Raw genomic sequence first — 10,976 nt, 5'->3', positions numbered from 1 at the left:
GCGCGGTGCCAGCTGGCACCGCGCCTCCTGTCCGTGTGTCGGTCGCGACTACTTCGACTCGTAGAGTCGGCTGCTCTCGTCGTGCCACTCGATGGCGGTCGCCGCGAGCTTGTCCTTGAACTCGGCGCCGTGGTGGGCGCAGAAGTAGAGCTCGCCGCTCGACATGGTGGCTCGGATGTAGGCCTGCGCCCCGCAGCTGTCGCAACGGTCGGCGGCGGTCAGCTGGTGGTTGCTGACTTCGTCGATGGAGGGGTCCTGCACGGTCTGGGTCATTGCTGTGCTCCTCACGGATCGCAGGTGGTGCCGGGTGGTTGCACCATTTCAACACGTGATGCCTGGGAGCGACGCATTGTCGCGGCCTGTTTCGCTCAGCGCGGATCGGTTGGCCCCAGTGCGAGTGTCCACACGGAGCTGTCGGTGCCGCTCGGTAAACTCCGACGGTGAGCTCCGACTACTCCGCACGCCATCTCTCCGTCCTCGAAGGGCTCGAGGCGGTCCGGAAGCGGCCGGGCATGTACATCGGCTCGACGGACTCCCGGGGCCTCATGCACTGCCTGTGGGAGATCATCGACAACTCGGTCGACGAAGCCCTCGCGGGGCACGGTGACGAGATCGGTGTCGTGCTGCACGCCGACGGTTCGGTCGAGGTGCGTGACACCGCCCGTGGCATCCCGGTGGACGTCGAACCGAAGACCGGTCTGACCGGGGTCGAGGTCGTGTTCACCAAGCTGCACGCCGGTGGCAAGTTCGGCTCGGGGTCCTACGCAGCATCCGGTGGGCTGCACGGCGTCGGCGCCTCCGTCGTGAACGCGCTGTCGGAGCGCCTCGACGTCGAGGTCGACCGGGGCGGCAAGACCTACGCCATGTCGTTCCACCGCGGCGAGCCCGGCATCTTCGACGACAGCAAGGGCATCGGCCCGGACGCTCCGTTCGCGCCCTTCACCTCGGGCAGCGAGCTGCGTGTGGTGGGCAAGGTCAAGAAGGGTGTCACCGGCTCCCGGATCCGCTACTGGGCGGACCGCCAGATCTTCACCGCCGACGCCCGGTTCAGCACCGACGACCTGGTCACCCGTGCACGGCAGACCGCGTTCCTCGTGCCCGGGCTCGGCATCACCATCACCGACGAGCGCGCGGCGTCGATCGACGCCGCTGCCGCCCGGGCCGAGGCGACGGGGACCACCGTGGCCGCCGGGCCGGTGGTCGAGCGCTTCCGGTACGAGGGCGGGATCGGCGAGTTCGTCGAGCACCTCGCCGTCGACAGCCCCCTCACCGACGTCTGGCGCGTGCAGGGGACCGGCACCTTCACCGAGACGGTGCCGATGCTGGACGACAAGGGCCACATGGTCTCCACCTCGGTCGAGCGCGAGTGCGAGGTCGACCTGGCGCTCCGCTGGGGCAGTGGCTACGAGACCGTGTTCCGCAGCTTCGTGAACATCATCGCGACGCCGAAGGGCGGCACGCACCAGGCCGGGTTCGAGTCGGGCGTCGTCAAGGCCGTCCGTGCCCAGGTCGAGGCGAACGCGCGCAAGCTCAAGGTCGGGCAGGACAAGCTCGACAAGGACGACGTCCTCGCCGGTATGACCGCCGTGCTGACCGTGCGGTTGCCCGAGCCGCAGTTCGAGGGGCAGACGAAGGAGATCCTCGGCACCCCGGCGGTCCGGAAGATCGTCGACCAGGTCGTGTCGAAGCGCATCACCGAGATCCTCACCTCGACGCAGCGCACCGAGAAGGCACAGTCGGCGGCCCTGCTCGAGAAGGTCGTGTCCGAGATGAAGACCCGCATCTCGGCGCGGGCACACAAGGAGACGCAGCGCCGCAAGAACGCGCTCGAGAACTCCTCGCTGCCGACGAAGCTCGCCGACTGCCGCTCGCAGGAGACCGAAGGCACGGAGCTCTTCATCGTCGAGGGCGACTCGGCGCTGGGCACCGCGAAGCTCGCCCGCAACAGCGAGTACCAGGCGCTACTGCCGATCCGCGGCAAGATCCTCAACGTGCAGAAGGCGTCCGTGTCGGACATGCTCTCGAACGTCGAGTGCGCGTCGATCATCCAGGTCATCGGCGCCGGCTCGGGTCGCACGTTCGACATCGACCAGGCCCGCTACGGCAAGATCATCATCATGTCGGACGCCGACGTCGACGGCGCCCACATCCGCACGCTGCTCCTGACGCTGTTCTTCCGGTACATGCGGCCGATGATCGAGCAGGGCCGGGTCTTCGCCGCGGTGCCGCCGTTGCACCGGGTGGTCGTGGTGAACCGCGGCAAGCCGAACGACACGCTCTACACGTACTCCGAGCAGGAGCTGCAGACGGTGCTGAAGAAGCTCGAGAAGACGGGCAAGAAGTACCAGGAGCCCATCCAGCGGTACAAGGGCCTCGGCGAGATGGACGCGGACCAACTGGCGGAGACAACGATGGACCGCGCGCACCGCACCCTGCGCCGGGTGAACGTGACCCATGCCGAGGGGGCCGCGAAGGTGTTCGAGCTGCTCATGGGCAACGACGTCGCGCCGCGCAAGGAGTTCATCCTCGCGGGCGAGGGCCTGGACCGCGACCGCATCGACGCGTAGCGCCTTCACGTCCGGGCCGCGCAGCGGCCTGGCGTGCTCACGCGCTGAGCGACACCTCACGCGGCCCGCGGCCCGTGAGCTGTCGCTCAGCGCGAAACCGCCCCGCGCCCGCGACACGGTGACGGTGGACGGGAGGCCCGTGGCGGCGCCGCCCCGCGCCTCCAGGCCGTGCGCCCCGCGTTCTCACGCGCAGCGCGACACCTCACGGGGCCCCAGGCGCGTGAGGTGTCGCCAGGCGCGAAACGTGGCGGACGCCAGCGCGCGCCAGCGCGCGCCTACGCCTCGCCGGCCGTGCCGTCGAGCGTCGCGGCGCTGCCGCCGATCGAGCCGATCACGGCCTCGAGCGGTGCACCCGACCCGTCGCGCTTCGACAGCCAGTCGGGCAGGGTGCGGGCGGCGCCGTCCGTGCCGACGGCGTGCGGCGGCGCGATGCCGGCCCAGCCGACGGTCAGGCCGTCCTCGCCCTTCAGGAACGCGTGCGCCCGGACACCCTGGGTGGCGCGGCCCTTCGCCGGGAACTCCGACAGCGCCGACACCTTGGCGCGGCCGGCGTCGGTGCCGGGCAGGGCGGTCGAGGTGGTGGACACCGTGGCGACCACGGCGTCGTCGGAGCGTGCGACCGACCCGAACCAGATCACCGAGGCGCCGTCTGCGAGGGCCATGCCGGCCACACCACCGGCGGGCAGCCCCTGCGCCCGGACGACGGACGCCGGGAAGCGCAGCAGCTGCGCGTTCGAGCTGATGAACACCAGGTCGTCGGACTCCGGGGCCTGGGCGGCACCGACCACGTGGTCGCCGGGCTTCAGGCCGATGGCGACGAACTCCGGCTTGTCGGGCCAGGCGCCGGGCACGACGCGCTTCACGACGCCCTGCGCGGTCCCGATGGCGAGGGAGTCCGACGAGGCGCCGGACAGGTCGACGATCGCCACGACGGTCTCGCCCTTGGTGAGCGCGAGGAAGTCGGTGACCCGGACGCCGGCGTCGAGCCGGACCGCGGCGGGCGGCACGGCGGGGACGTCGACGGGGGAGAGCCGGAGGACCCGCCCGGTCGAGGTGATCGCGCCGATCTGCCCGCGCACCGTGCTCACCACGGCGGAGCGGACGGCGTCGTGCTTCGAGCGCTTCGGCACGCGGACGATGCCGAGCTCCGACGTCGGGATGTCGACGCGGATGAGTCGCCCGGTGGTCGACAGCAGCACACGGCAGGGCGAGTCGGCGATCTGCAGGGACTCCGGGTCGACCGCGGCCTTCCGACCGCCCTTCACCGGGGCGTCGGCCTCGGTGAGCAGCGTGCGGCGCGGCGTGGCGAACTTGTCGGACACCTCGGTCAGCTCGAGGGCGACCTGCGCGCGGAGCCGCTCGTCGGACGCGAGCAGTTCTTCGAGGGCGGCGATGTCGGCGAGCAGCTGGTCGCGCTCGGCCTCGAGCTCCATCCGCGAGAACTTCGTCAGGCGACGCAGGCGCAGCTCGAGGATGTACTCGGCCTGCACCTCGGACAGGTCGAAGACGTCGCGCAGGCGGTTGCGCGCCGCCTCGGAGTCGTCGGAGGTTCGGATGACCTGGATGACCTCGTCGATGTCGAGGATCGCGATGAGCAGTCCCTCGACCAGGTGCAGTCGTTCCTTGCGGCGCGCCAGCCGGTACTGCGACCGGCGGGTGACGACGTCGAGTCGGTGCTGCACGTAGACGTCGAGCAGTTCGCGCAGCCCGAGCGTGCGGGGCGATCCGCCGACCAGTGCGACGTTGTTGATGCCGAAGCCGTCCTCGAGCGGGGTGTGCTTGTACAGCTGCTCGAGCACGGCGGTGGGGTTGAACCCGCTCTTGATGCCGATGACGAGCCGGAGCCCGTGGTTGCGGTCGGTCAGGTCGTTGACGTCCGAGATGCCGACGAGCTTCTTGGACTGGACGCCGTCCTTGATCTTCTCGATCACTCGTTCGGGGCCGACCAGGTAGGGCAGCTCGGTGACGACGAGCCCGACCTTGCGCGGCGTGAGGTTCTCGACGCTCACCTTGGCGCGGGTGCGGAAGGAACCACGGCCGGTCGCGTAGGCGTCGCGGACCCCGGAGAGCCCGACGATCGTGCCGCCGGACGGCAGGTCGGGGCCGGGCACGAACTCCATGAGCTCTTCGAGGCTGGCCTGCGGGTTCATGAGCAGGTGCTTGGCGGCCTCGACCACTTCGCCGAGGTTGTGCGGCGCCATGTTCGTCGCCATGCCGACCGCGATGCCCGAGGCACCGTTGACGAGCAGGTTCGGGAACGCCGCCGGCAGCACGCCCGGCTGCATGATCTGGTTGTCGTAGTTCGGGACGAAGTCGACGACGTCCTCGCCCAGGCCCTCGGTCATGGCCATCGACGGTTCGGCGAGCCGTGCCTCGGTGTACCGGGCGGCAGCGGGACCGTCGTCGAGGGAGCCGAAGTTGCCGTGGCCGTCGACGAGCGGCACGCGCATCGTGAACGGCTGGGCCATCCGGACGAGCGCGTCGTAGATCGCGCCGTCGCCGTGCGGGTGCAGCTTGCCCATCACCTCGCCGGTGACGCGGGCGCTCTTGACGTGCCCGCGGTCGGGCCGCAGCCCCATCTCGGCCATCTGGTACAGGATCCGACGCTGCACCGGCTTCAGGCCGTCGCGGGCGTCGGGCAGCGCCCGTGAGTAGATGACGGAGTACGCGTACTCGAGGAAGGAGCCCTGCATCTCCTCGGAGACGTCGACGTCCTCGATGCGCTCACCGTCGGGCAGGCCGACTACATCCGTGCGTGCCATGGCACCTTTCTGGAGAACCAGAGTCGTCTGGAAGACTCGTGGAATGGGAACAAGCGTACCGACGGCCCCCGACGGCGTCGCGAACCTCGCCGACGTCTTCCCGAGTTGCCTCGTGGCGCTCGGCGCTGCGGACGACGCGTGGTTGCGGGACAACGGCCTGGAGGCCCGGATCACCCTCCGCCCCGCCCGTTCCGCGATCGTCGTGCTGGTCGACGGCCTCGGTTCCGCCGCGCTGTCGGCCCGCGCCGGGCACGCTCGCTGGCTGACCGCCGCGAAGGGGAGCGGCACCGCGAAGAAACTGCGGAGCGGGTTCCCGACGACGACGGCGGCGGCGCTGAGCACGCTGACCACCGGCCGGTCGCCCGGCACCCACGGCGTGGTCGGGTACAGCGGCTGGAACCCGGACACCGGCGCCGTGATGAACCTGCTGGGCGGGTGGGACACCGAGGTCCCTGCCGACTGGTTCCTGACCTCGACCCTGTTCACCCGGGCTGCAGAGCTCGGGCTGGACCCCGTCGTCGTCGGACCGGACCGGTACCGCTCGTCCGGGATGACCGCGAACGTGCTCGGCGGCGCCCGGTACGTGTCCGCGGACACGATCCCCGAGCGCGTCGACGCCGCACTCGCCGAGACCGCCACCAGCCGCTCGCTCGTCTACCTGTACGTGCCGGAGCTCGACTCGATCGGACACAAGAACGGCTGGCAGTCCGATCGGTGGACGGCCGCCCTCGAGCTGCTCGACGGGGAACTCGCCCGGCTCGACGCCCGCAGCTCGGACGACGTGGGGGTCCTGGTGACGGCCGACCACGGTGTGCTCGACGTGCCGGACCACGCGAACATCGCCATCGACCCGCTGCTGCTCACCGACGTCGTCGGCGTCGCGGGTGACCCGCGCTGCCGCCAGCTCACGGTCGCGCCGGGCACCGACGTGCGCGCCCTCGTCGGCGCGTTCCGGGCCCGCTACGGCAAGAAGGCGTCCGTCGCCAGCCGTGCCGAGGCGATCGAGGCCGGGTGGTTCGGGCACGTGTCCGACCAGGTGGTGCCCCGCATCGGTGACGTGCTCGTCGTGGCGCGCGGCTCGTGGGCGTTCAACGACGACCGTGCGCTGCGTGAGGACGAGACGCCGAAGCGCATGATCGGCCAGCACGGCGCGATGACCGACGAGGAGACGATCGTGCCGCTCCGGCTCGCCGGGGCGTTCGCGCACTAGGAGCGACGGCGCCGACGAGCCGACGGACGCCAGGTCAGGCGGGGTCGTCGTCCGGACGGGTGCCGAAGACGATCTCGTCCCAGCTCGGCATCGAGCGGCGGTTGCGCTTCTTGCGTTCGCCGCGGCTCTCGGGCTCGGGTGCCGAGGCCGGACGGGCGTCGGCCGACTGCGGCGCGGTGTCGTTCGCGCCGCCGTCCTCGAAGCCCTGCAGCGGGATGTCGACGACACTGATCGAGGTGCCGCGGGCGGTCTCGTCGCGCTGTTCGCCGAACGACGCTGCTTCGCGCTCACCGCGGCGACGGCGCAGCGCTTCGAGCAGGTCGGCGGTCTCGTTGCCGGGGGCGCGTTCCTCCACGGCGGCCTGGCCGATGCGGGGCAGCGGGGCACGGAGGGGTGCGTGCTGGGAGGGCTCGGGGTCGGCGGCCGGCTGCTCGGGCTCGTCGACGCGGAAGGCGCCGGAGTCGAAGCGGGTACCGTCGTCGTCCTGCTGCTCGAACTCGACCGCACGCAGGCGCGGGGCGATGCCCTCGTCGTCGGTGTGCGACAGACGGTGCGCGTCACCGTTGTCCGGCGCGAGGGTCGAGGTCTTGGGGTCGAAGCGCCACTGGGCGTCGTGCTCGACCTCGCCCGCGGTGTAGCGGACGCGGACCTGCCAGCCGCTCTCCGGGTGCTTCCAGGAGCCCCACGAGATCGCGCTGGCCTCGCCGGCCTCGAGCTTCGCGGAGATCGCGGGGCCGAAGGTGTCGGGGGACTCGTCGTCGACCGGGGTGACGGGGACGCGGTGCGAGGCGTCGAGGATGAAGGCGCGCTCGGCGAGGACCGGGCCCTCGAAGCGGCGGACGTACTCGACGTCGACGTCGAGCGCGGCGGCCACGTCGGCGGCGTCGGCGCCACCGCGGATCCGTGCCTGCACGTCCTTGGGGGAGACCCGCTTCTGCGGACCGGCGTCCGGGTTCGCCTGGCGCACCTGACCCGCCAGCGACGACGAGACGGGCAACCGGAACTCGGTGCCGCCGTCGGTCGCCAGGAGGAGTGCGCCGGACTCGACTCCGATGACTCTCACGTCTTGCATGGTTCCGCCTTCCCAGCGTCGCGTACGGTCCTGCTGTCGTACCCCGTGAGTATGCAGGGAGGACGGACCGTTTCCGCGGAGGCGCACGGGCGTGCCGCGGACATCCGGAGGGCGATCTCGTGACCCGGACGCCCCGGCAACGGGTGTCGGGAATGTCCGGTCCAGGTCACGGGTTGCACCGCCAGCACGACCCGCCGCAGCACTCGGTTTGCGCTCTGGCGGGGCGTGGTGCAAACTGTCGCCGCCGATCACCCGGCGACGACCTCTCGATACGAGAAATGGATGGGCATGGCCACCGATTACGACGCCCCCCGGAAGACCGACGACAACTCCGACTCGGAGTCGATCGAGGCCCTCAAGGAGCGCGTTCCCGACAAGATGTCGGGGGTCGTCGACGATGATTCCGACAACCCCGGCAGTTTCGAACTCGCCGGGCAGGACCTCAGCGACGTCGACCTCGACGTCGTGGTGCTGCCCCCGCAGGTCGATGAGTTCACCTGCGTCGAGTGCTTCCTCGTGAAGCACCGCTCCCAGCTCGACCACGAGTCGAAGCTCGGACCGGTCTGCGCGGAGTGCGCTTCGCTCTAGCGGGCACAGCCGCTTCGCTCTAGCGGGCACAGCCGCTTCGCTCTCGCGGGCACAGCCGCTTCGCTCTCGACGCAACGATCAGCGAAGGCCCCGCATCCTCCAGGGATGCGGGGCCTTCGTCGTGTGCGGCGGGGCGGGGGCGAGCCGGGCCTCCAGACCGCCCGTCGTGGTCCGTCAGGACCGCAGCGCCTCGACGACCTTGCCCGGGTGCCGGACGCTGACCAGCCAGTAGGGCGTCGGGTCGGCGTCGTCGCGCACCTCGACCTTGACGACCCCGCGGACGTAGCCGCGGAAGAGGGTCCAGGCGCGGGCGTCGAGCGCCGGGCCGCGCTGCTCGGTGGCGGCCGCGCCCTCGAACGCCTCGGTCGTGCCGACGAGCGAGCGGGGGAGGTGCGCCTTGCCCGCGCGGAACTCCGTGTCGGTGACCTCGATGGTGGGTGCGAGTGCCCACAGGAGGACCAGGACTCCGAGCTCCATCCCGATCGCCACGAGGACGCCGGCCAGGACGCTGATGGGGAGGAAGACGAGCAGGGTGGCGGGGATGACGAGCGCCGTCGCCAGGTAGAGGGCGGGCGGGGCCCAGAGTCGTTCGCGGTACAGGGTCACGGGTCCATTCGATCACGAGCGAGCGAGGTCACGGAACGGTCACGGCTGCACTACCCTCGTCACGTGACCGAACCAGTCGACGTCCTCTGGACCGGGGAGCACGCTCCCGGCCACGCCCACCCCGGTGACGCGGGTGCCGATCTCGTCTCCATCGAGGCCTTCGTGCTGCAGCCGGGCGAGCGACGCCTGGCCGGGACGGGGCTGCGGATCGCGCTGCCGGAGGGGTACGCCGCGTTCGTGGTCCCGCGGAGCGGCCTGGCGGCGAAGCACGGCATCACGATCGTGAACAGCCCGGGCACGGTCGACTCCGGCTACCGCGGTGAGATCAAGGTCGCGCTGCTCAACACCGACCAGGCGGAACCCTACGAGGTGCACGTCGGCGACCGCATCGCACAGCTGATCGTGATGCCGGTGCCGCAGGTGACCTACACCCGTGTCGACGAGCTGCCGGACAGCGTCCGCGGACAGGGCGGGTTCGGCTCGTCGGGCTACGGTGACCGGAGCGACGCCGTGACCGGTGCCGCCGCAGACGCTCAGGAAGGGACGCGCGCATGAAGTTCGGCCGACGCAAGCAGGACGAGGTCGAGGTGGCGGACGCCGTCGCCGACGACATCGAGGTCGCGGACACGTCCCCCGAGGTCGACATCGCGACGGACGCCGACGCGGACCTCGACGAGGTCGACGCGGTCGCCCCGACGGACAAGTCCGCACCGGAGGACCGGGCCGAGAACGGCCCCCACGACGAGACCGAGGCGAACCTGGTCCGCCCGTACGTCGACCTGGGCGGGGTGAAGGTGCTCCCGCGCGAGGGCCTGCACCTCCGCCTCGAGGTCGAGGAGGGCTCGCAGCGCGTCGTCGCGGTCGGGCTCGACTACGACGAGTCCACGCTGCAGGTCCAGCCGTTCGCGGCGCCCCGGTCCACCGGCCTGTGGCACGAGATCCGCGCCCAGATCGCCGAGCAGATCGAGCGCCAGGGCGGCGTCGTGACCGAGGTCGACGGCCCGTTCGGCCCCGAGCTCCGTGCGTCCGTCCCGGTCGCCGTGGACGGCGACGGCGGCACCGCCGGCTCCCGTCCGGCCCGCTTCGTCGGGGTCGACGGCCCGCGCTGGTTCCTGCGCGGTGTCATCGCCGGCAAGGCCGCCGAGCAGCCCGACGACGCGAGCGAGATCGAGGAACTGTTCCGCAGTGTGGTCGTCGTGCGCGGCACGACGCCGATGCCGCCGCGCGACCTCATCCCGCTGCACATGCCCAAGTCGACGCAGACCGCGATCTGACGGACTGACGACCAACCCCGCCTGGAGGCACGGTGCCGGACCACGACGACACCCCACGACACGAGACGGTCGGGTCCGACCCCGTCACGCCGTCGGCTGAGCCGGCGGCGGCGCCGTCGTTCTCCGCGCAGTTCCGCGACGCCGTGCAGAACGCCGGCATCGCGCGTGTCGCGCCCGGCGAGGCGCCGTCCGGCCGGGCCCTGCTCGGTGCCGTCGGCGGCGTGCGCGGGCTCGCCGAGTCGGTGCTGCCCGGCCTGGCGTTCCTGGTGGTCTACGCGATCACGAAGGAGCTCGTGCCGAGCGTCGTGATCCCCGTCGCCGTCGGTCTCGTCTTCGTGGTGCTGCGCCTGGTGCAACGGCAGTCGGTGACGATGTCGTTCGCGGGGATCCTCGGTGTTGCGGTCTCGGCCGGCCTCGCGCTCATCACGGGCAAGGCGGAGAGCAACTTCATCCCCGGCATCGTGATCAACTCCGTCTGGCTCGTCGGGCTGCTCGTCACACTGGCGATCCGCTGGCCGCTCATCGGCGTCGTCGTCGGGTTCCTGCTGCCGGCGAACGAGGACGGCTCGCACGTGGACTGGCGGGCCGACCCGGCGAAGCGCCGGGTGCTGACGGTCGCCACGTGGATCTGGGTCGGGCTGTTCGCGCTCCGGCTCGCGGTGGAGGTCCCGCTCTACGTGACGGCCCAGGTCGAGCTCCTCGCCGCGGTGAAGCTGGTCCTCGGTGTCCCGCTCTACGCTGCGGTGCTCTGGGTGACCTGGCTGCTGGTCCGCACCGTGTTCGTGCGACGGGACGACGTCCCCGCGGTGTAGAGTTGTCTCGACATCGAGATAGTTCTCGCCGGGCGCGTTCGTGCTCGCGGGATTAGGTTTGCCTTGCTGGTGGGACGGTCCACGG

Annotated in this window: 10 protein-coding genes; 6 read left to right on the top strand and 4 right to left on the bottom strand. The window is 71.2% G+C overall.

Annotated features, from left to right (window positions below):
• Window positions 1–48: 48 nt before the first annotated feature.
• Window positions 49–273: a DUF7455 domain-containing protein gene (locus KK087_RS06045; protein WP_017886093.1), complete on the bottom strand. Its 225-nt coding sequence runs from the start codon at window positions 271–273 to the stop codon at window positions 49–51.
• Window positions 274–440: 167 nt separating this feature from the next.
• Here KK087_RS06045 and KK087_RS06040 point away from each other — a divergent pair, with 167 nt between their 5' ends.
• Window positions 441–2,567, top strand: a complete 2,127-nt coding sequence (locus KK087_RS06040; RefSeq protein WP_071244557.1) for a DNA gyrase/topoisomerase IV subunit B — start codon at window positions 441–443, stop codon at window positions 2,565–2,567.
• A 275-nt stretch (window positions 2,568–2,842) separates the two neighbouring features.
• Here the strand turns inward: KK087_RS06040 and KK087_RS06035 are convergent, their stop codons facing one another.
• Window positions 2,843–5,329: a DNA gyrase/topoisomerase IV subunit A gene (locus KK087_RS06035; RefSeq protein WP_214564536.1), complete on the bottom strand. Its 2,487-nt coding sequence runs from the start codon at window positions 5,327–5,329 to the stop codon at window positions 2,843–2,845.
• Between the two features lie 43 nt (window positions 5,330–5,372).
• On the opposite strand from KK087_RS06035, the gene KK087_RS06030 reads away from it, so the two are divergent.
• Window positions 5,373–6,539, top strand: a complete 1,167-nt coding sequence (locus KK087_RS06030) for an alkaline phosphatase family protein (RefSeq protein ID WP_214564535.1) — start codon at window positions 5,373–5,375, stop codon at window positions 6,537–6,539.
• 34 nt (window positions 6,540–6,573) lie between these two features.
• Here the strand turns inward: KK087_RS06030 and sepH are convergent, their stop codons facing one another.
• Window positions 6,574–7,602: a septation protein SepH gene (sepH, locus tag KK087_RS06025; protein WP_214564534.1), complete on the bottom strand. Its 1,029-nt coding sequence runs from the start codon at window positions 7,600–7,602 to the stop codon at window positions 6,574–6,576.
• Between the two features lie 297 nt (window positions 7,603–7,899).
• On the opposite strand from sepH, the gene KK087_RS06020 reads away from it, so the two are divergent.
• Window positions 7,900–8,199 (top strand): DUF4193 domain-containing protein, encoded by a 300-nt coding sequence (locus KK087_RS06020; RefSeq protein ID WP_017886098.1) that lies wholly within the window; start codon window positions 7,900–7,902, stop codon window positions 8,197–8,199.
• 174 nt (window positions 8,200–8,373) lie between these two features.
• Here the strand turns inward: KK087_RS06020 and KK087_RS06015 are convergent, their stop codons facing one another.
• The gene (locus KK087_RS06015; RefSeq protein ID WP_214530482.1) at window positions 8,374–8,805 is read right to left on the bottom strand and encodes a DUF3093 domain-containing protein; all 432 of its coding nucleotides are present in this window, start codon (window positions 8,803–8,805) and stop codon (window positions 8,374–8,376) included.
• A gap of 63 nt (window positions 8,806–8,868) precedes the next feature.
• On the opposite strand from KK087_RS06015, the gene dut reads away from it, so the two are divergent.
• From dut to KK087_RS06000, 3 genes are read left to right on the top strand one after another with little or no spacing between them, the layout of a single operon-like run.
• A complete protein-coding gene (dut, locus tag KK087_RS06010; protein WP_214564533.1) occupies window positions 8,869–9,360 on the top strand; it encodes a dUTP diphosphatase in 492 nt (163 codons plus the stop codon).
• Window positions 9,357–10,079 carry a DUF3710 domain-containing protein gene (locus tag KK087_RS06005; protein ID WP_250896641.1) on the top strand — a complete coding sequence of 241 codons (723 nt, stop codon included), beginning with the start codon at window positions 9,357–9,359 and terminating at the stop codon, window positions 10,077–10,079. The genes dut and KK087_RS06005 overlap by 4 nt, the downstream gene beginning before the upstream one ends.
• 32 nt (window positions 10,080–10,111) lie before the next feature.
• On the top strand, window positions 10,112–10,891 hold the full coding sequence (locus KK087_RS06000; protein ID WP_214564532.1) for a DUF3159 domain-containing protein: 780 nt from the start codon (window positions 10,112–10,114) through the stop codon (window positions 10,889–10,891).
• The last annotated feature ends 85 nt before the right edge of the window (window positions 10,892–10,976 follow it).

It is taken from the genome of Curtobacterium aurantiacum (assembly GCF_018598555.1).
Lineage (GTDB): Bacteria > Actinomycetota > Actinomycetes > Actinomycetales > Microbacteriaceae > Curtobacterium > Curtobacterium aurantiacum.
Note: the sequence above shows the minus strand (reverse complement) of the source record. Positions and strands in the feature narration are given on the sequence as shown.